Raw genomic sequence first — 20,670 nt, forward strand, 5'->3', positions numbered from 1 at the left:
CCTGCAGCGGCGGGCGGTCAGCCCTCGCCGACCAGGACGAAAGCCGCCCAGTGCGAAGGCCGCTCGGTGTACGTGGCGCGGGTCCGGCGCAGGCCCACGGACGCGGCGAACCGGTTGAGTTCGGCCGTGTCGGCGTCCCGCAGCCAGGCCTGGGCCCGGGCCAGTGCCGCCGCGGGCGGCATCGGCGGCTCGTCCTGTTCCGGGTCGCCCAGCAGGTGGCAGGCGTAGAACCTGGCGATCAGGAGCGCCGTGGAGCGGTCGTTGACCTCCCACAGGCTTCCGACGACGCCGGCTGCTCCGGACTGCACCAGTCCGCCCGGCAGGCCGATGCCCTCGTCGGGCAGTCGCGCCATGTCGGTCACCGCCGTCCGGCAGGCGGAGGCCACGACGAGCCGGATGCCGGCGAGGGCCTGGCCGTCCAGTAGTTCACGAAGGGTGAGCCGGTCGCCGTCGGCGAGCTCCAGACAGGACGCGACCGGGTCGGCCGCGTCGTAGTACCCGTGCCCGGCGAAGTGCAGATGGGTCGCGGCCGGCAGTGCCCGAAGCAGGTTCTCCCGGGTGGCGCCGGCCCCGGTCAGGGCCGCACCGGGCTCGGTGAACAGCCCCCGCACCGCGCCGAGTTCGGATCCGGCCCAGGGAAGGGGCGGGTCGCACGGGTGGGGCTCGGCGACTCCCAGCAGCCGGGCCCTGCCGTGCGGGGGCTCCGTGCTCGTGGCCCGGGCGGCGATGAGCACGCGCGCGGAGGGCGTGTACGACACGGCGACGTCGTCGAACAGGCAGCGCGTCGTGCCTTCCACCGGGATGCGGGCGGCGTGGACGGGCAGGACGCCGAGGACGCCGGTGGTCACCAGGACGGCACGGTTCACGTCCAGGGAGCGCAGCCGCCTGGCGAGCGGAGCCAACAGCCGGGCGCCCAGCAGGTCGAGCAGCGGCAGGAGGTGCTCGTCCTCCTCCAGCGACGGGTGTGCCCCGAGCGCGACGAGCAACTCCGGTTCGGTCAGCGGCGCCTGTACGACGTCGATGCGGATCCCGGATTCCTCCGGCGCCGCCTGGACGAGCAGGGCCACGCTGCCGTGTCGTGCCGTGATGAGGTAGACCAGCGGTGGTCCGTCGGTCACGGCCCGGCGCACGGCCGTCATCGGTGCCGAACGCAGGAAGTCGTGGCGGCCGGGCAGGGCCCGGATGGCTTCGGTGGCGGCGGTGAGCTGCGCCTGCGCGTCCGTCATCGCGGCGCGCAGGCGGCGCGGGGTGCCGGACTCCCGCGGGTCCCGGTCGGCGCGCTGACGAGCCTCCAGGGTCCGGACGCGCTGCACGGCTGAGCGGAAACCGGCCACGGCGTCCGGGTGTTCGCGGGCCAGGACCTCCAGTCCGACGCGGTCGCGCTGCAGCCTGTCGCCCAGGTCCCGGGCCCGGCTCTGTTCCAGGACGGCCACCGCGCGCTCCGGGCGGCCGGCGCGCACCAGGGCATGGGCGGCCTCCCTGGGAAGGTCGGCGGTCTGGACGATTTCCGCCTCCTTGCCGCCGGGCAGCACGGTGATCCGGTAGAGGCTCTCAGCCGCCTCCAGCGCCCGCTCGTAGGCGTCGGCCGCCGCGGACCAGGCCCCGGACTCGGCGTGCGCGTCGCCCAGCAGTCCCCAGGCACGCCGGGCGTGATCGGGGGCGGTCGCCGGGGACACGACGGACACGACCTCGGTGAGGAGCCGCACCGCCTTGGCGACCCGGTCGCCCCTGTCCCGGGGACCGAGTGACGTCAGCCAGGCCCTGGCCAGCTCGGTGGCGGACTCGGCCCACTCCAGGGGCACCGTGTCCGGCGTGCGTGTCTCGAGACTGCTTTCCAGGAGCCGGACGGCACGTTCGGAGTCGGGCCGGTCCCCGCGGCGCAGGGTGGCTGCCAGGTTGTACCGGGCGCGTGCCGCCTCGTGGCGGTCGCCGTGCGCTTCGTACGTCTCCAGCGCCGTCGTGTGCAGTTCGATCGCGGTGCCGAGGTCCTCGGCCGTGACCTCGCGGCGCTGGACGAGGGTGTTGGCCAGGTTGTCCGCGATGGCGGCGTGCATGAGGGGGTCCTCGGCCGCGGGGGCCAGTTCGAGGCCGCGCCGGTACCACCTCACCGCCTCGTCGAGGGCGGCCGTGCCGCTCCGGACCGCGGTGTTGGCCAGGGCGTCCGCGATGGCGGTGGCGGCGTTCGCCATGTCCAGGGGGAGCCGCAGCTCCTCGTAGAGTGCGAAGGCCTCCTGCGCGTGGTGCAGGGCCGTGCTCTGGTTGGCGTCGTGGTCGCCCTGGAGCCGCATCCGGTAGCAGCGGCTGAGGTTGACGAGCGCGTGGGCGCGGGCACGGCCCCTCAGTTCCGGCGCCCGCACCGCCTGTTCGAGGTGGCGTCGGCCGAGTTCCAGGGCGTCGGGGTCCGCGGCGAGCGCCGGTTCGGACAGGACGAGGCCGATGTTGCTCTGCGCGATGGCCCAACGGTCCGGGTGTTCCTCGTGGTTGAACACGGTCAGGGCCGCCATGTGACGGTGCAGCGCCCGGCGCAGGTTACGGGTCCGGTCGTCCGGGCATTCCCAGTAGGCGTTCGCCAGGTTGGCGACGGTCGCCGCCCACTCCACGGGGCTGGTGGACCGGCGGAAGTGGGTGAGGGCGGCACGGAGGGCACGCTGGGCCCGGGCGACGTTGTCGGCCTTGTTCCCGCGCGGGCGGGAGCGCCAGACCGATCCCAGGAAGGCCTGCATCGTCGCCCACTTGTCCCGGCTCTCCGGCCGGTTCAGCAGACGGGTCGCCTCCTCGGCGAGCCGGATCGCGTGGTCGTGGCTCTCTGGGTCGCCGCCGGAGCCCGTGGCGTACAGCTGGGCGAGTTCGGCGAGGAGGAGACCGTGTACTCCTGGATGGCGGTCGGCGGGGACGACGGCGAGCGCCTCGGCGAGCAGGGCACCGCGCCGGTCGGGCCGGTCCGTGAGCAGCCTGAGCCGCAGCAGTCCGGGCAGGTCGGGTGGCAGTCGGTCGGCGTCGTCCCCCGCGACTGCGCATACCTCCGCCCAGTCGATCCGGTGCCACTCGGCCAGGGCGCCGTCGGGGAGTGCCGCGAGGTGGTCCAGCGCCGCGTCCAGTCCGTCTGCTCCGGTCCGCCCGCCCGTCGCGCCCGCAGCCGGGCCGACCGCGTCCCGCCGGTTGACGAGCATCTGCAACGCCAGCCCGCCGCACAGCGCTGGATGACCGGCGACGGCCGCGTCCCGCTCCTCCTTCGTCGCGGCGGTGAGCAGAACGGCCAGGGCTTCCTCCGCCTCCAACACGGCGTTCAACTGCTCCAGCTCGGGGGCGGGCGCGCCGGTGGCGCGGGCCCTGTCCAGGGCTTCGTGTGCGGCGGCCCGCGCGGCCGGCGTGTCTCCGCGCCGCATGTGCAGGCGTGCGGCGGTGTGCAGTGCCTCCGCCGCGTCGGGGGCGGCGCCGTCGGCGTCGAACATCTCGACAGCGGCCTGGAGAGTGCGCAGTGCCTCCTCGTCCGCCCCCGCCTCGGCCTGGGCCGCCGCGATCAGCCGCAGGGAGCGTGCCTCGTTCAGCCGGTCGCCCAGGTCGTGGAAGAGGCGCCGGGCCCGGGCCGAGTAGTCGGCCGCCTGGTCTGGATCGCCGAGCGCGTGCAGCAGCGGAGCCAGATCGCCCGACGTCCGCGCCTCGCCGCGCGGATGGCGGGCGTTGCGGTAGGCCAGCGCCGTCTGCTGCAGCAGGGCCGCGGCCTGGGCCAGGTCACCACGCCGGTGATGAAGTTGCCCGAGGTGGGCCAGGGCCGAGGCCCGGACCGGCTGGTCGTCCAGGTCGGCGGCGAGGTCGGCGACCTCCTGGAACTGCCGCTCGGCGTCGGCGTCCCGTCCCTGATGCTGGAGCGCGACTCCCAGGCTCTGGAGCAGGTCCATACGCACCCGGTCGGCTCCGAGCCGCACCGCGCCCGCCACGCCGAGACGTCCGGTCGCCTCCAGGGCAGCCCAGTCCTGTACGGCGATCAGGAAGTGCACCAGGTGCTGGGCCAGTTCGACGGTCCGTTCGTCGTCTCCCGCGCCGGCCGACGACTCCAGTCGCTCCGAGAGCTCCGCTCTGGCGGACGAGAACCAGGCGAGGGCGGCGCCGCGCGCCTCTCCGTCCGGTGCGACGAGGCCGTTCAGCCGCCCCGCCATCTCGGCGAGCAGGTCCGGCTCCCCCGTGTTCGTGCCCATACCCCTCCCCCGGGTCGGCGATCACCGTCGTTCCGTTGTTCGGATCCGCGTGCGGGAACCGGAACGGCTGTCCCGACCGTATAGATCTGTGTCGAGACGGATACGCTAAGTGAAGCGTACGGGGTCGAGGGGGATCGGTGACCGGGCGGCAGACGATCGACGACGAGACGCGGACCGACGTACTGGAGATCCTCGGCGATCTGCTCGAATGGAGGCTCCCACCGCACCGTTGGGACCGCGTGCAAGCTCTTGTCGACGCACTCGCCGAGGCCCTGGCGGCCGGCGACGGCGACGGCGTACGCGACGTCACCGCCGAACTCGAGCTGTCCGGTCCGGTGCGGATCACCAGGATCGGTGCCGACCCGGTGCTCCCGGCCCCACCGCACACCCGGGACCAGGCGAACCATCTGGTCCACTCGCTCGGCGGCCCGCCGCCGCAGGACGCCGGTGACGGTGCCGGCAGCGTCACCGGGGGAGGTGGCGATGACGACGGACCCGACCAGGTCTCCCGTTGACCAGGAGCTCGTCGTCCACCTCTGCACGGCGCTCGACGGACCACAGGCCGCCCGGGGGTACGAACAGATCCGCCGCATCTGGGAGCGCTGCCGGGACGAGCTCGGCATGGATCAGCCGATCGCCGGCACGGGGCTGCCGACCACGCTGCCGCCCGGCCCCCGAACCCTCGTGCCGGGAAAGCCCGCGGCAGCCCAGGAGCACCCGACGGCGGACTTCCAGGCGGTCGTGCGGCGCGAGCACGACATGGTCAACCTGTCGGTCGCGCTCGCCGCGCCGCTCGGGGCCGCCTCCAGGCGCCTGCGCATCGGTTCGGCGTCGCCGCCCGGCTGGGTGGAGTTCGACCGGTGGTGGGCCGGGCTGACCGCCGACGGCACCGAGGCGGTGCTGGGCGAGACGCGGGTGTACCAGGCGAAGTCCGTCGGTACGGACGTCCCGCCGCTCGACCTCGCGGCGGCCGAGGTCCGCCGGGCCCTTCCCGACGGCGACAACGCTCCGTACTGGTGGCAACGGGGCTGGACCACCGAGCAGGGCTTCGCCGTCTGGGAGCTGTCGCCGGACGACACCGGGCCCCGGCGGCGCATCGTCGTACTGGCCCCACAGGACCAGGACGCCGAGCTCAGCGCCTGGACGTGGAGCCGGGGACAGCCCGACATGCCGCCCCTGTGCCGCTACTCCATGCACGCGGCGAAGCTGCGCTACCAGGCCCGGGTGCGGGACGACGGGGATGTGATCGGCACCCTGATCCGGCGGGTCGTCGAACGCACCGATCAGCTGCCCGAGTTGTCTCACCGCCGCCCTGCCGACGCGTCGGCCGAGCTCGGTGCGCTGCGCGACGACGAGGCTCGTCTCGCTCTGGTGCACGCCAATGTGCGGGACATGCTGCAGACCGTGCGCATAGCCGTCGACAACATGGCCAAGGCCCAGTCCGCCCTCTTCCCCGCCGACCGGGAGCTCGCCGAGTGGCTCCCCCGCCAACTCGGCAACGACGCCGACTACCTGACCAGCGCCCGGCAGCGCGCCGAGGATCTGCGCCGCCTGCTCGGCCCCGCGGCCGACGCGGCGGGCCCTGCGACCGACGGCGGGACCCGACGGAACCCGTCTCAGCCGGGCGGCGGTGCCATCCGCTCGGGCGGCGGAGCCGTCCGCTCGTCCGCGGCGGCGGACGCACCCCGTTCTGCCCGCCCGCCGGCCGGCGGCGTCCCGGAGCCCGTCAGGCTCCGCATGGGGTTCGCCGTGGACATCGAGGGATACAGTCGCCGCACCGCCCCGGAACAGAGCGACCTGCAGGTCCGGCTCGCCCTCGTCGTCCGGCAGGTCCTCGAAGGCCTGGACATCGCCCTGGAGGAGACCGACCACCAGGGGACGGGAGACGGGATGAACGTCTTCCTCCCGGCCGGGGCGGAACTGCACCGGGCGCTTCCCCACGTACTCCGTTCCTGGCAGGACCGACTCGCCGCCGACAACCGCCGCTTCCGCGACCGGATGCGCCTGCGCCTCGCCACCGTCGTGGGACCGGTCGGGATCGCCGCCCTCGGCTACTCGGGCAGCACCATCGTCAAGGTCAGCCGCATGCTCGACAGCGCGGTGCTGCGCACCGCCCTCCGGGACAACTCGCAGGTCGACTACGCGGCCCTGGTCTCCGAACCGCTCCACGAGTACGTCGTCGGGGAGGGCCATCCGGGGCTGGACCCGCAGGAGTTCCGGCGTGTGCTGGTCGAGTTCAAGGAGTACCGGGCACACGCGTGGCTGTGGATTCCCGCCTGACGCCGCAAGCATCACCGAGGAACGAAGGGAGCAGTACGGTGCTCGGACCACGCCGTCGGCACACGTCCCCACCGCAGATACCGCCGCCGCAGGCATCCGCAGTGGACAACGCCTGGCGAACGCTCCAGACCGTCACCGACTGGATCAAACACGCCGAAGCGAAGGCGGCGGTGACGCTCACCGCGGCGGGAGTCATCGGTGGCATCGTGTACAGCCTGGTCACCACCGCGCGCCTGCACAACCTCCCCTTCGCCCTCGCCGCGTCCCTGTGCGCTCTGCTGACCGCAGGCTCGGCGACCGCCACCGCCATGGTCCTGCGCCCGCGGAGGAAGAACATCGGGCAACCGCCCAACCTGCTGTTCTTCGAACACGTGGCCCACGCCTACCGTTCCCCCGAGGACGGCTACCCCGAGGCGCTGGCGCGCCTCCTGGCCGACAACAGGGCACTGACCGTCGCCGTCGCCGAACAGATCTGGGCCAATGCGCACGTCGCCCGCCGAAAGTACTTCTGGAGCGGTGTCGCCACCGTCCTTCTGCTGTGCGCCTTCGCGGCCCTGGCTCTGACCGCGGCCCTCGCCGTGCTCGGCGACGCATCATGACGCACTTCGCTCGGGGAAATGAGCGGCAGGGTCCCCCTGGTACGCGGTACGGTGCGCCGATGCCAGCGATCAAGAAGTTCCAGGTCACCTTCGACTGCGCAGAACCCGAGCGCGTCGCCCGCTTCTGGTGCGAGGTGTTGGGGTACGTCGCACCGCCGCCGCCGGAGGGGTTCGCCACCTGGGAGGATTTCAACCGCACGCTGCCCCCCGAGAAGCGGGGTTCGTGGTTCGCCTGCAGTGATCCCACGGGTGTGGGCCCGCGCCTGTACTTCCAGCGCGTGCCCGAAGGCAAGACCGTCAAGAACCGGGTGCACCTGGACGTCCGGGTCGGCACCGGGCTCGTGGGGGACGAGCGTCTCGCCACCCTCGAAGCCGAGTGCGCACGCCTGGTCGCGCTCGGTGCGACCCACGTGCAGACGCTGTATGCCGACGGGGAGAACGAGTCGTGCATCCCCATGCTGGACATCGAGGGCAACGAATTCTGTATCGACTGAGCATGAGGAAGGCTCAGTGCGGGAACGCCCGCGGCGGACGCTGACGGGGCAGCGTGGTGCGGAACTCCTCGATCACGGAACTCACCTGCCGCATCAGCGAAGTCCCCTCCAGCAGACCGAGGTAGAGATTGCGGCGGGCCAGTCCGGGCAGGTCCACACAGAAGTACAGCGCCATCAGCGGGTTGACGAACAACTCGCCGCCCCTGGTCCGTTCCGTGAACCGGACGTCGCCGAAGTCACCGCGCACGGCGGCGGCGACGGATCCGTTCACGATGCTCGGACGGCTCGCGGTGTGGCGCTGGGCGTGCGCCACCGCGTCGAGATAGAGCGCACCCTCCCGTGCCGCCCCGAGCAGCGAGAACGCCCCGAGGTAGGCGCCGTCCCGGTCCAGGGCGGCCAGGTTCTCCAGTACGAGCGAGTGGTTCACGCCGTGATAGGCGTCCACCCCGAAGCCGAGGCAGGCCACCAGCCGGTGCGGGACCTCGTCGAGCCCGCTCACGGCGGCCAGGCTCGCCATGTCCTCCTCCGGAGTACCGAGACCGTGTTCGTCGCCGCGCATCAGGATGTCGGTGCCGCCGTCCACCAGCACGACCGCGTCGACACCGCCGAGATGCGTGATCAGCGTCCGGTAGGCCGCCCGCAGCGGGGCGACCCCGATGCTCGGGAACGCGTACACGGTCGACGGCATGTCCTGGGCCGCGAGCCACCGGGCGAGCGTCCGCTCGGGGAAGTAGTCGCCGCGCAGCGGGGTGTCGGGCCCGACCGCCGCGACGTCCTGGTCCACCCACACATCGAGGTCCAGGCCGTACAGGTCGGCGAAGGACAGGTTCGCGAGGTGCGCCTCCTTGCCCGCCGACCGCAGCGCGAGCGCGAGCGGCAGCCCGGCGTACACGTCGAAGCCGCCGCCCGCACCGGCGACGAGCACCCGTCGCGCAGCGCGCAGGCGGGTGAAGAACGCAGGTTCCCCCAGAGTGATCACCGCAGGACGCTACCAGGAGGGCGAGCGGGGGCTGGCGATCGTGTCTGCTCCGGCTTCCGCCTGCTGTCGCCCCCGGCTCGTCGGGCTCCGGTTGCGCTCCGGCAGGGTGCACCGCAGGCTGCTGGTATGGACGGCGTCCCGCAAGCCAGTGTGCTGCCCATACTGGTGACGGGCGCGGCGGGCAGCATCGGTGCCGTCGGACGATCCGTGGCCGAAAGCCTTCGGCAACGGGGCCTGCCCGTCCGGGCCATGGTGCATCGCGAGGACGAACGGGCGGAGACGCTGCGCGCGACGGGCTGCGAGGTCGTCGTCGGAGACCTGACGCGCACCGGCGACGTCGCCGACGCCCTGGCCGGCTGTGGACGTGTGTACTTCGGCATGGGTGTGTCGGCGCAGTATCTGGAGGCTGCCGTGACGGCAGCGGCCGTCGCACGCGAGTACGGCCGCTTGGAAGTCTTCGTGAACATGTCGCAGCTCACTGTCTCCGAGATGGACCTCACCAGCACCTCCGAGTCCGTGCAGCAGCGGCAGCACTGGCTGGTGGAGCAGGTCCTCGGCTGGTCCGGCCTGCCCGTCGTCGAGGTCAGGCCCACCGTGTTCATGGAAAACCCGCTGTTCCGGGTGGGCTTCGCCTCGATCGCGAAGAACGGAATCATCAGACTGCCGTTCGGCCGGGCGAGAACCTCCCCGGTGGCGGCCAGGGACGTCGCCGCGGTCGTGGAGGAGATCCTGGCCGATCCGGCCCCGCACATCGGCCGAACCTACGAGCTGACCGGCCCTCGCTCGCAGGACGTCGCCGCCATGGCGGCAGAGGTTTCCGCAGCCCTGGGACGACCGGTCGGTTACGCCGACGTCCCACTGCAGGAATGGATCGACGACTGTCTCAGACCGCTGGGACTGCCGGAGCACACCTTCCAGCACATCTCCACCATGGCCCGCCTTCACGCGGAGGACCGGTACGACCGCAAGGCGGACGGCGTCGAGCAGGTCACCGGGCGGCCTCCGTCGGGGGTGGCCGACTACGTCCGTGAGAACCCCAGCCTCTTCAGCCTCTGAACTCGCGTCGTCGTGCGGTGTACAGAGTCTTCGGAGGGACGGCCCGGTCGCCGCCGCCGCGACAGGCAAACGAGACCGCCACGTACCGGCTCATTGCGGAGTCGACGGACAGCCTCTCCGCCCGCGAACCGGTCGGCTTGCCGACCGAGGGGGGCGTCCGGAGATGTCGTACGGGACGGCGTAACCGTTCTGCGACGCCCGTCGGGCCGTCGGCCCCGTCAGGGCATCGCGAACAGTCGCCCGCCGCACCCACTGCCCGCACCGATCACCGATCACCGGTCCTGACGAGACCACTCGCCTCGGCTCACGCCGGCTCCGTCGCGCACCGCACCGCCAGGCGACGGCGCCGGGGACAGGGTGGGCGGCATCTTGGAGGAGGGTGTCACGGCGGCCGGTTCGACCCGGCCCGGTTCGTGCTGGGGATCAGCCGGCGCGGGGATGCCGCAAACGCTCCGGCAACGCTCTCGCAACGCGTGGAATTCGCCACAATTCCTATCTTCAGGGCGCATGAATCCATAAAAGTAGTTCTTCAAAGCTGGTTGCACTCTGCCGGTAACCAGCTCCAGGGATTCAACGACCGGCGTCACGGGAGAAGCGTTTGATCACGGTACGTAAGCGAACCACCGGGCTGACGGCTACGGCCGGCGTACTGGGCGGCATACTCGCGCTCACGGCCCTCGGCGGCACCAGCAACGCTGCCACCAGCGGCAACGACACCGGGACTCACCCGAAACCGCAGGCACAGGCAGATCGGGCGGCCGCCCAGGACGCTTCCGACGCCCGAATCAGGATCACGCCCGGGCAGGGCGCCTACGGCGTCGGAATCAACGGCCCCGTCAAGGTCACCGTCAGCGACGGGAAGCTCACCAAGGTGACCATGACAGCCGTCGCGACCGGTACCGAGATTCCGGGCACCCTGTCCGCGGACGGCACGTCCTGGAAGCCGAACGGCCCGCTGGAGCGGGCCACCAGGTACCAGGTCGCCGCAGAGGCCGAGGACGCCAAGGGCCGCTCCGCCACCGGGAACGCCACGATCACCACGGTCTCCCCGGCCAACGACTTCGTCGGGCACCTCTCCCCCGAGGACGGCTCGACCGTCGGCGTGGGCATGCCGGTGACGGTCAGCTTCGACAAGGCGATCGGCGACAGGGCCGCCGTGGAGTCGGAGATCCAGGTCAGCTCCAGCAGCGGGCAGCAGGTCGTCGGTCACTGGCTCAACGACGCCCGCCTGGACTTCCGCCCCGAGAGCTACTGGAAGCCCGGCTCCACCGTCACCGTCAAGCTCACCCGCCACGGCGTCCAGAAGACGGTCACGTTCACCATCGGCCGGAGCCAGATCAGCACCGTGGACGCCAGGACCAAGCAGATGACCGTCGCACGGGACGGCAAGACGATCAAGACCATCCCGATCTCGTCCGGCAGCCCCGAGCACCCGACGTACAACGGTCGGATGGTCATCTCCGAGAAGTTCGGGCAGACCCACATGAACGGTGCGACCGTCGGCCTCATGAAGGACGGCAAGCCCGCGTACGACATCGACGACGTACCGCACGCCATGCGCCTGACCGCCTCGGGCACGTTCATCCACGGCAACTACTGGGGTGCCGACTCGATCTTCGGCAAGGTCAACACCAGCCACGGCTGCGTGGGTCTCAAGGACGTCAAGGGCGGCGGCGACGGCAAGCAGCCCGCCGCATGGTTCTTCGACAACTCGATGATCGGTGACGTCGTGATCGTCAAGAACTCCGCGGACAAGACCGCCCTGGCCCCGGACAACGGCCTCAGCGACTGGAACATGCCGTGGACGGAATGGGTCTCGGGCAGCGCGACCGGCTGACACCGCTTCACTCCACGCGTGGGAACAAGCGCTTCCCCACAAGTCCAGCCATTGTCGAGCGCGGCCGTCCGCGCCCGGCGGCCGGCGGCACACAGCGCCTCGTCACTCACCCGGAAAGAGTAATCACGGTCCGTTATCCCCTTGTCCCCACTGGCCCGTCCCCCATTCGGAGTTGCGTCCGCACGGGGGACATGAGGCCGTTGGAGTCGTGTCCTGCCGGATCTCACCCTCAGGAGGAGACATGGGCACGAGGAACAACGGCCGGCCGGCCGACAAGCTGAGCGTCGTCTTCACGGTCCGAGTGATCGAGGGCGGCGAGCAGGGATTCCTGGATCTGTACGACCAGCTCCGCAAGTCCGTCGCCCGGACCCCCGGCCACATCGTCGAGAGGCTGGGAGCACCCGTGGACGACTCCCGGCAGTGGGTCATCACCAGCGAGTGGCAGACGGCCGAGCACTTCTTCGCCTGGCAGCAGAGCGCGGAGCACCGCGCACTGGTGGCTCCGCTGCGCGAGTGGGTCGACTCGACGCAGTCGCTGCGGTTCCGGGTCGTCAAGGAGACCAAGGGGGTGACGTCATGACGCGCACCGCCAACGGCCCCGTCGCCGTACTCGGGCTCGGCACGATGGGCACCGGCCTGGCCACCCGTCTCCTCGACCGGGGAATACCGGTCCGGGTCTGGAACCGTACCGCGGAGCGGGCCGAACCGCTTGCCGAGGCAGGCGCCTTCGTCGCCGCACACCCGGCCGACGCCGTCGAGGGCACGAGCGCTGCCATCTGCGTCGTCGCCGACGGCGAAGCCCTCGGCTCCGTGCTGCGCGGACCCGACGGCGTTCTGTCCAAGGGCCCCTACCCCGGGGTCCTCATCTGCGCCAGCACCGTCTCCCCCGACGAGGTCATCCAGATCGCCGGGGACATCCCCTCGGTCGTGGACGTGGGCATGCTCGGCAACCGCGACCACGCCCGTGACGGCGAGCTCCGGCTCTTCGTCGGAGGCGAGGAGCCGGCGTTCGACGCCTGCCGCCCGCTGCTGGAGGCGCTGGGCAAGGAGGTCGTCCATCTGGGCGCACTCGGTTCCGGCATGCGGATGAAACTGTGCCTCAACCTCCTGATGGGCATCGAGGTGCAGGCCCTGGCCGAGGTCACCGAACTGGCGACCGCCTGCGGCCTCGACCGGCAGTTGGTCCTCAAGACCATAGCGGGCAGCGGTTTCGCCTCTCCGGTCATGGCGTTCAAGTCGAGGCGCCTGGGTTCCGGCCGCTTCGAAGAGCCGGACTTCCGGCTGCGGCTGATGGCGAAAGACCTCATGCTCGCTACCAAGCAGGCGGCGGCAGTCGGCCTGAGTCTGCCGCTGGCGACCGCCGCGGCGGAGACCCACGTCAATGCCACCGAGCAGGGACTGGGCGACCAGGACTGTGCCGCGGTCACCCGCGCACTCACACCGAAACCGGGTAGCGACACGTGATCATCGACATCCACGGGCATCTCTCCCCGCCGGAGGCGGCCAAACGCTTCCCCATGCCCCCGAGCCTGACCGACGTCGACGGCATGCTCGCCGCTCGCGCCGAGGCCGGCATCGACCTCACCATCATCGGCAGCCCCGTCGGCGCCGGAGCGATGGCGCGGGTACCGGGCGTGGACAACTACGCGCAACCACGAGACCGGCTGCGCAGTTTCCACGCCTGGATGTCGGGGCTGATCGCCAGGTTCCCCGACCGGTTGCGCGGCTATGTGTACGCCAACCCGTTCGGTGACGACGATCATCTCGACGGGGTGCGGGAGACCCTGGAGGACCCGGCCTTCGTCGGCCTGATCACCACGTCCAGCGTCCACGGGGAGCTGCTCGGCTCCCCGCGCGCCGACTCCTTCTTCGCGCTGGCCGCGGAGGCGGGCGTACCCGTCCTGGTACACGCCCCCGCTGAACCGGTCGGCACGGAACGGGTCGACGAGATCGGCTTCGTCGAGCAGATCGGCCGGTTCGGCGACGTCACCATGGGCATGGCCATGATCGCCTTCGCGGGGTGGCTGGACAAGTACCCGGATCTACGGCTGATCGGTGCGACCGGCGGCGGCGCGATGGCGCTGCTGCCGGAGCGCCTGCAGACGGCGGCGCGCCCCCGGCACTGGGCCGGGGGCGCGCCGCCCGCCGGCCGGCCCGAGGCTGCCTCGGCCCCGTCGGCGGCCCAGGCACCGGCCGTCGACCCGGCCGCTGCGCTGCAGCGCATGTACGTCGACACGAGCCCGTGCAGTCCGGCGCATCTGAGCCTGAACGCGGAGGTGCTGGGGCCCGAGCGGATGTTGTTCGGTACCGACTCACCACCGTTGGCCGTGCCGCTGGAGGAGCAGATCCGCATGATCGAGAAGCTGCCGGTCGACCGGGCGTCGCAGCAGCTCGTCCTCGGTGGCAACGCCGAGGCCCTCTTCGACCTCAGGAGTCGTCCGTGACCACCACGCAAGAGGCCGTCACCGCGGCCGAACGCTGCGCCCCGGAGTTCCGGCGGGACCCTCACACGGTCTACGCCAAGCTCCGGGACGCGGCCCCGGTCTGCCCCATGAGACCGCCGCACGGCAACGAGACGTACCTGATCACCCGGTACGAGGACGCGCGGGCCGCCCTGGCGGATCCGCGGTTGAGCAAGGACATGTACGGGGCCATGGACGCCTACCGGAGGATCTTCGGTGATTCGTCCGTCGCGCTGGACGACAACATGCTCAACTCCGACGGGCCCAAGCACACGCGGCTGCGCAGGCTGGTCAACTCCGCCTTCACCCCACGGCGGGTGGAGGCTCTGCGGCCGAAGATCCAGGACATCGTCCGGGGCCTGCTCGACGAGTGCCCGACCCGGGAGCCCTTCGACCTGTTGCCGGTCTTCGCGTTCCCGCTACCGGTCATCGTGACCTGCGATCTGCTCGGTGTACCGCCCCAGGAGCGGTCGCGGATGCAGAACCTGTCCTCCACGGTGGCTCAGAGCGGCTTCAGCGAGGAGGCCAAGCGGGTCCGGCAGCAGGCGGAGGAGGATCTGCACGCGTACTTCTCGGATCTCATCGCCGCCAAGCGGAGGCGTCCGGGTGACGATCTCCTGAGCGCGCTCACCGCGGTCCGGGACGACGACGGCGGACTGACCGAGAGCGAGCTGGTCTCCACGGCGTTCCTGCTGATGTTCGCGGGTCACAAGACGACCGCGTACCTGATCGGCAACGCCGTGCATCACCTCCTGTCCCATCCCGAACAGCTGCGCGCCGTGCGGGAGAACGGGGAGCTGATGCGTGCCGCGGTCGAGGAACTGGTGCGCTACGACGGCTCCGTGGAGAGCGCGACGTTCCGTTACGCGACCGAGGATGTGGAGTACAGCGGGACCCGGATTCCCAAGGGCGCCCTGGTCCAGGTCGCGATCAGTTCGGCCAACCGCGATCCGCTGAAGTTCGACGCCCCGGACGAGTTGAACGTGATGCGTCCGGGCAATGCTCAGGATGCGCATCTTGGGTTCGGGCACGGCAGTCACTACTGCCTGGGAGCCCCGCTGGCCCGGCTGGAGATGCAGCTGGCCCTGACCATCCTGTTCGACCGTTTCCCGAGGATGGCTCTGGCCGACCCCCGCGCCGAGACGCGGTGGCTGGAGGTTCCCTTCCCGGCCTTCCGCGGCCTCGCGGAGCTTCCGGTCGTGCTCGATCCCGTCGGGTGACCGACGCACTCCTGCCGGACCCCTGGCTGCCGGACGAGCGGATCAGGATGCTGCGGCGCCTGTCGGCGCACCGGGCGCAACTGGTGCGCGGCCGGATCCGGGTGAAGAACCAGGTCCAGGCGGTGCTGCACCGCAACATGCTGCCGCTGCAGCCGGTGACCGATCTCTTCGGCACCCGCGGCCGGGCCTGGCTGGAGCATCAGACGCTGCCGGCCGACAAGTGGCAGGCTGTGGGCGCCCTGTTGCGCCAGCTCGACTTCTACGTTGCCGAACTCGCCGCGGTGGAACGGCGGTTGGCCGCCGAGGCATTGGACGACCCGGTCGTGCGGCATCTGATGACCATCCCCGGGGTGGACGCGATGACCGCGGTCACCGTGCCGGCTGCGGTCGGGGACTTCCACCGCTTCGCCACCGCGGACAAGCTCGTGTCCTACCTCGGCCTGAACCCGCGGGTGCGCCAGTCCGGCGGGACACCCGCCCACCACGGCCGGATCACGAAGGCCGGCTGTGGCAAGGCTGGCATCGTGACCTCATTCGCCGTCGTCGGGGGCTGCCTCTCATCGCAGGCGATCCGGGAGGCCGCCTGCCCAACGCTCCATACAGGAACTCGGGCCTCCGGTCACACCGCTGAAGCGGCATGCACCAGCCCAGGCTCACCAGAGGCATCCCCGCGCGGGATGTCCTGCTCTGTCCAGATGCACTTGCCGTCATCGAGATACCGGGCACCCCAGCGCTGGGACAGGGCTGCGACGAGTTGCAAGCCACGTCCGCCTTCGTCCGTGTAGGTGGCACGGCGCATGCGCGGGGTCGTGAGGCTGCCGTCGTAAACCTCGCAGGTCAGTGAGTGGCTGCGTATCAGGCGCAGGCGGATGGGGCCCTTGGCGTGCCGAACGACGTTACCGACCAGCTCGCTCACCAACAGCTCCGTGGCGGGCACAAGCTCCTCCAAGCCCCACACGTCGAGGCGCTCCCGAACATACGCTCGGGCCAGCCCGGCCGCCTGAGGGCCCTCGGGGAAGCTGCAGGAGGCGACATCACCTGCAGCGGTGCACCGGGTGTGGACGATGAGCAGGCCGGCGTCGTCATTTGTCTGCCCAGGGTCGGGCAGCAGAGCCGAGACGACGGTGTCGCACAGATCTTCCAAGTGCCGAACGTCGCTGTCCTCGCCGGCGGGGTCGAAGTACGCGGTGTGGGCAGCGGCCTGCGACACGATCTGCCGGAGCTGAGCCAGCCCCTGATCAACATCCCGGGTGGGCGATTCGACGAGGCCGTCGGTGCACAGGACGATAAGGCTCTCGTCGGGCAGGTCCAGCCGGTGAGTGTCGAACGGCGGTTCAGCGGCTCCCAGCGGCGGGTCCGGACTCACGTCGGGGATGTGGACGGTGCCATCGGGGTGGACGACGACGGGCGGGGGGTGACCGGCCAGGGAGTAGGTGCACCTACCTGCGACGGGGTCGAAAACGGCATACAGGCAGGTGGCGTAGCTGTCCTCGCCGAGGTCGCTGACGAGGTCATTGAGATGGATGAAAAGCTCGTCAGGAGGCATTTCGAGGTCGGCGAGGGTGCGTACGGCGGTGCGCAGACGGCCCATGATGGCCGCTTCGGTGATGCCATGCCCCATGACGTCGCCGATCACCAGGGCGACCCGGTCGGCGGACAGTGGAATCACGTCATACCAGTCACCGCCCACATCTTCGTCCCTTCCTGCGGGCAGGTAGCGGGCGGCGGCGCTGGTGGCAGGCAGGCGAGGCAGCATCCTGGGCAGCAGACCGCGCTGCAGTTCCTGGGAACGGGCGTGCTCCACGTCGTACAGCCGGGCCCGCTCCAGCGCCTGGCCGACCAGACCACCGAGAGCCGTCAGCAAGGTGCGATCCTCGTCCCCGAAGGAACGTGGATGGCCGAAGGACACCGCGCACACACCCAAGACGCGTCCGGACACCATCAGGGGCAGGAACGCCCAGGCCTCCTTCGGTGCCAGCTCCCACAAGTCCCTCATCGTCGGATATCGCTGCAAGAACTCCGTACCTGATTCGACGAACCGGGGAACACGGGTGCGCACTACGTCGAGCGCCGGGGCACTGGCGGAGACCGGAGTGTCCCTGACCGCTTCGAGGAATTCCTGTGGGTAGCCGATGCTGGCGACCACATGGACTCGCCCGCCCTCCAGCACCGTGAACATCAGCCCGTCGGCTCCGAACGGAGCCAGGACATGCTTCGCAAACACCTCCGCTACGTCCTGTGAGGTGACAGCCTCGGCCAGCGCGGCGGTCAGCTCCCCCATGCGGACGGAGCGCTCGGCTCCGGCCACTGGCCCCGGGCCCGCCGGTATGCCTGGTCCGCCGCCCAGGCGCCCAGCAGCCCACCCCGCCACCGCACGCAGGAAGGACCGTTGAACCTCACCCGGTACATCAGCGGTGAGGACAGACAGCACTCCGACCGGCCCATCGGCCCCCAGGAGTGGCACTGCCGCCGTGCCCGCCGCCCCGACGCCCAGGCTGTCCCCGCCCACCCAGACGAAGTCGCCACCCCGCATGGCCCGCACGGGTGCCACGTCCTGCTCAGCGTGCAGATCTGCCCACGCTTCGGCGCTCAGTGGGGTGAGCCCGCTGAGCGACACCAGGCGCAGCCGACCGGCAGAGGGAACCCACCGGTGCATCAAGGCTCCCAGGCCACCAAGGCACACCGTCGCCTGCTGAAGCACGAGGGTCAGCGTCTCCATGGTCTCCTTGCCCGACGCTCCCTCGCGCCGCACCCCTTCGTCCCATATCGCCGGGCAGCCGGACGCCACCGGCTGAGGCTGCTCCTCTGCGCGGTTATCCGGGCCAGCATCCTCAGGGGTCACCTCGGCTCCTGCTCACGAAGAAGTCCACCCGTACACAGATAAATGGTAAGCGCCACCGAGAAAGCCGCCATGCCTGTCTTACCGGAACAGACGGCGACCTACGCAAACGATCGGGTGAGCAAGCACAGACGGTTCGGGCTCGCAGCGCACCCAGCAGTCGCTCACCCTCGCCCCCGGGAGACGTCACCACCGGCACGTCGAGCATCGCCTGTGCATGCGCACGGAAGACCGCCCCCGCCGCGGCTCGTGCCGCATCGGTCAGTCGTCCGGTCAACGACGCCTGGACCAAGCTCACCGACCCGCGGTGCGTCCGGGCCAGTAGCCGCTGCCGTGTTCACCGCACAACTCGGCGGGATCCACGTCGTCGCCTTCGGGGCGAACGGCGACCTGGCCCAAGCGGCGTAGCCGGGCTCACCGTGCCGCAGCCGACGGGACAGCAACACAGCGTGACCAATGCTACTCCGTGTTACCTCCCGGTTGGCCTGGGCACCCTCCGGATCATGCACCCAAGTACACAAGGGTTGCCTTGCTCAGCACATGGTACAGGTGGTCACATTTGCATTGAATGGCAGGTATGGATTAACGGGGAGTGGAGCCGGCGAAGATTGCGACGTTGCGACTGAGCAATTTCCAGCCCGTTGGGTCGAACTCGACGGAAATCGATCTCGATAACCCGACATGCGCCCTTGGCCCGAACGACGCAGGCAAGACCGCTATTCCTGAGGCGTTGTCGCGGCTATTCAGCCCGTTTGAAGCTCAGCGCAAGATTCGCTTTGCGGATTCCCACGTGTCCGTCGATCAATCCGCAGGCGATTTGCAAGCCGGGGAGCCGACATTGCGGCTGGAGGTGGATGTTGATTTCCCTGAGGCAGGAGCCGACAGGGACCATGCGCGTCGGTGCCGCCGAACTTCTTGTGCATGGCAATTGATACTGCTGACGCGGTTCCGAGGATCCATGTACGGCTGACAGCGTCGCTGGCACCGGAAGGGGCATCGACGAGAAGATCGAGTACATACTGGCGGCCGATGATACGGGCGAGCCGACTCACCGTGCAGACATGTCCTGCGAGCTGCTGATGGGACGACGGAACGTGCGACGCTGAGCGGCCTCACTGCTCAAGTCACGGCATCGCCGGTCGTGAATACCGCAGTAGTGAGCATTGGCGTTCGGCTGGCCAACGAGTGGCATGGGCTCCATCGCGGCGCGTACCTCGAGGATCCGTCGATCGCCTTCGGGCGGGCCGAACCGGAAGGTGTATTGCGCCTGCTCACCGCGACCTTCGACGCACGACGGATCGCGTCTGCTGCAGGTTTGGGTGACAGGTTGACGTGCCCCACGGTTTGGGTTCCGCGCGGGCTGGAGTGATGTTCATCAGGGCCTGTGGGTTGCCTCCCTCAGCCTGTCGCGCGACCATCGGCTCTACGGACTTCCGCTGCGTGCCCGGCAACTGACGTCGCGGATACAGTGCTCCCCCACCGGCGCTGATCCGACGACACGAATGACTCGGACATCTCTCATCGCAAGAGTCTCTATTTACACGCAAAAGAGGCAAATGATGACACTCGTGAACGACGTCGGCCGGAAAGCCGCCACGGCGCCTGACCGCCTCGGCGCCGACACGCTGTCAGCGTTCGAGCTGTGCCGGGACACCGAGCTCGCCGTGGTCACCAAAACGCTCGACGACGTCCTCGCCTGCCCCGGCAGTTGCGAATTGCTGAGTCCCGGCGCCGAGCCGGAGCCGTCAGTCGTCCGGGCCGTTGAACTGACGCATCTGACGCTCTGCTCCGTCCAGTTCGGAACCGAGGTGCGGATCGTGATCGACCCGATTCACGCGTACCACGTCACCGTGCCGATCACCGGTCAACTGCTGTGCCACTTCGGCTCTCGCGATGTCACGGTGGGTCCCGGCCTCGCCTCCGTGGTGACAACCGACAACCCCGCGTTCATGCCGCGCTGGAGCGCGGGGGCCGAAGTCCTCTGCATCAAGATCCGGCAGGACGCGCTGGAGAGCGAGCTGGCAGCGATGATCGGCCGGCCGGTCCGACCGCCCGTGCGGCTCGGAATAGGGCTGGAGCTCACCACGCCCGCGGGCCAGAGCTGGCTCTCCGTGCTCGGTCTGCTGCTGCAGGACCTCGCGACACCGGACAGCCTCTCCCGCACCTCGAAACATCATCGCGAGCAGTTGGAGCGGTTGGTCATCAGCACGCTCCTGCGCGCACAGTCGCACGACTACTCGGGCGACGTGTGGAGCAGGCAGGCGCCGGCGCGCTGGTCGTCGGTCAAGCGTGCCGTCGAAGCCATTGAAGATGCCCCGGAACTGTCCTGGACGCTGACGCGGCTCGCGGAGGTGGCGGGGGTGAGCGGGCGCCGCCTGCAGCAGGGGTTCCACGCTCAGCTCGGGATGTCCCCGATGAAGTACCTGCAGAACGTTCGTCTCGAAAGGGTGCATCGCGATCTCCTGAACGATGCGGGACCGGTCGGCGATCTCTGCACACGCTGGGGATTCACACACCTGGGGCGCTTCGCCGGCGCCTACCGCGAGCGGTACGGCGAGCCTCCGTCGCAGACCCGCCGTCGTAGCCGGTCGGCCCCGTTCTGACCAAACTTTCGCATCCCGGATCGTCCGCTTCGGAATCCGGATCGCACAGCATCGGCAGCCCGCTGAGACTGACGCAATCGACTGTCAACGCGGACAGGAGCTTCC

At 70.2% G+C, this 20,670-nt stretch carries 15 protein-coding genes and 1 pseudogene; 13 read left to right on the top strand and 3 right to left on the bottom strand.

Annotated elements, in window-relative coordinates; translation table 11 throughout:
• Nucleotides 1–17: 17 nt before the first annotated feature.
• A complete protein-coding gene (locus tag ACFY6U_RS12870; RefSeq protein WP_390037430.1) occupies nt 18–4,196 on the bottom strand; it encodes a CHAT domain-containing protein in 4,179 nt (1,392 codons plus the stop codon).
• 137 nt (nt 4,197–4,333) lie between these two features.
• Here ACFY6U_RS12870 and ACFY6U_RS12875 point away from each other — a divergent pair, with 137 nt between their 5' ends.
• The 4 genes from ACFY6U_RS12875 (at nt 4,334) to ACFY6U_RS12890 (ending at nt 7,569) form a co-directional block, all read left to right on the top strand.
• Nucleotides 4,334–4,711, top strand: a complete 378-nt coding sequence (locus tag ACFY6U_RS12875) for a CATRA system-associated protein (protein ID WP_390037432.1) — start codon at nt 4,334–4,336, stop codon at nt 4,709–4,711.
• Nucleotides 4,680–6,476 (top strand): CATRA conflict system CASPASE/TPR repeat-associated protein, encoded by a 1,797-nt coding sequence (locus ACFY6U_RS12880; protein ID WP_390037434.1) that lies wholly within the window; start codon nt 4,680–4,682, stop codon nt 6,474–6,476. The genes ACFY6U_RS12875 and ACFY6U_RS12880 overlap by 32 nt, the downstream gene beginning before the upstream one ends.
• Nucleotides 6,477–6,577: 101 nt before the next feature.
• The gene (locus ACFY6U_RS12885; protein ID WP_390037436.1) at nt 6,578–7,075 is read left to right on the top strand and encodes a Pycsar system effector family protein; all 498 of its coding nucleotides are present in this window, start codon (nt 6,578–6,580) and stop codon (nt 7,073–7,075) included.
• Between the two features lie 59 nt (nt 7,076–7,134).
• The gene (locus tag ACFY6U_RS12890; protein WP_351500172.1) at nt 7,135–7,569 is read left to right on the top strand and encodes a VOC family protein; all 435 of its coding nucleotides are present in this window, start codon (nt 7,135–7,137) and stop codon (nt 7,567–7,569) included.
• Nucleotides 7,570–7,582: 13 nt separating this feature from the next.
• Here the strand turns inward: ACFY6U_RS12890 and ACFY6U_RS12895 are convergent, their stop codons facing one another.
• On the bottom strand, nt 7,583–8,548 hold the full coding sequence (locus ACFY6U_RS12895) for a DUF1152 domain-containing protein (RefSeq protein ID WP_390037438.1): 966 nt from the start codon (nt 8,546–8,548) through the stop codon (nt 7,583–7,585).
• Between the two features lie 126 nt (nt 8,549–8,674).
• Here ACFY6U_RS12895 and ACFY6U_RS12900 point away from each other — a divergent pair, with 126 nt between their 5' ends.
• The 7 genes and pseudogenes from ACFY6U_RS12900 to ACFY6U_RS12930 form a co-directional block, all read left to right on the top strand.
• A complete protein-coding gene (locus ACFY6U_RS12900; RefSeq protein ID WP_390037440.1) occupies nt 8,675–9,604 on the top strand; it encodes an NAD(P)H-binding protein in 930 nt (309 codons plus the stop codon).
• A gap of 598 nt (nt 9,605–10,202) precedes the next feature.
• Nucleotides 10,203–11,441 carry an Ig-like domain-containing protein gene (locus ACFY6U_RS12905; RefSeq protein ID WP_390037442.1) on the top strand — a complete coding sequence of 413 codons (1,239 nt, stop codon included), beginning with the start codon at nt 10,203–10,205 and terminating at the stop codon, nt 11,439–11,441.
• A 241-nt stretch (nt 11,442–11,682) separates the two neighbouring features.
• Entirely contained in the window at nt 11,683–12,021 is a 339-nt protein-coding gene (locus ACFY6U_RS12910; protein ID WP_123972261.1) for an antibiotic biosynthesis monooxygenase, read from the top strand.
• Nucleotides 12,018–12,905 carry an NAD(P)-dependent oxidoreductase gene (locus ACFY6U_RS12915; protein ID WP_390037444.1) on the top strand — a complete coding sequence of 296 codons (888 nt, stop codon included), beginning with the start codon at nt 12,018–12,020 and terminating at the stop codon, nt 12,903–12,905. The genes ACFY6U_RS12910 and ACFY6U_RS12915 overlap by 4 nt, the downstream gene beginning before the upstream one ends.
• Entirely contained in the window at nt 12,902–13,885 is a 984-nt protein-coding gene (locus ACFY6U_RS12920) for an amidohydrolase family protein (RefSeq protein ID WP_390037446.1), read from the top strand. Before ACFY6U_RS12915 ends, ACFY6U_RS12920 begins: the two co-directional genes overlap by 4 nt.
• Nucleotides 13,882–15,123: a cytochrome P450 gene (locus ACFY6U_RS12925; RefSeq protein ID WP_390037448.1), complete on the top strand. Its 1,242-nt coding sequence runs from the start codon at nt 13,882–13,884 to the stop codon at nt 15,121–15,123. The genes ACFY6U_RS12920 and ACFY6U_RS12925 overlap by 4 nt, the downstream gene beginning before the upstream one ends.
• Nucleotides 15,124–15,458: 335 nt before the next feature.
• A pseudogene (locus ACFY6U_RS12930) lies at nt 15,459–15,620 on the top strand (IS110 family transposase); the annotation flags it as partial.
• A gap of 122 nt (nt 15,621–15,742) precedes the next feature.
• Here ACFY6U_RS12930 and ACFY6U_RS12935 read toward each other — a convergent pair.
• Nucleotides 15,743–17,842 carry a SpoIIE family protein phosphatase gene (locus tag ACFY6U_RS12935; RefSeq protein ID WP_390037450.1) on the bottom strand — a complete coding sequence of 700 codons (2,100 nt, stop codon included), beginning with the start codon at nt 17,840–17,842 and terminating at the stop codon, nt 15,743–15,745.
• A gap of 712 nt (nt 17,843–18,554) precedes the next feature.
• Between ACFY6U_RS12935 and ACFY6U_RS12940 the strand changes: the two genes are divergently transcribed.
• Together ACFY6U_RS12940 and ACFY6U_RS12945 are read left to right on the top strand one after the other, a co-directional pair.
• Nucleotides 18,555–18,932: a hypothetical protein gene (locus ACFY6U_RS12940; protein WP_390037452.1), complete on the top strand. Its 378-nt coding sequence runs from the start codon at nt 18,555–18,557 to the stop codon at nt 18,930–18,932.
• 598 nt (nt 18,933–19,530) lie between these two features.
• A complete protein-coding gene (locus ACFY6U_RS12945) occupies nt 19,531–20,565 on the top strand; it encodes an AraC family transcriptional regulator (RefSeq protein ID WP_390037454.1) in 1,035 nt (344 codons plus the stop codon).
• Nucleotides 20,566–20,670: the final 105 nt, after the last annotated feature.

Origin of the sequence: Streptomyces sp. NPDC013157, from assembly GCF_042899865.1 — a bacterium.
In the GTDB taxonomy this organism is placed as follows: domain Bacteria; phylum Actinomycetota; class Actinomycetes; order Streptomycetales; family Streptomycetaceae; genus Streptomyces.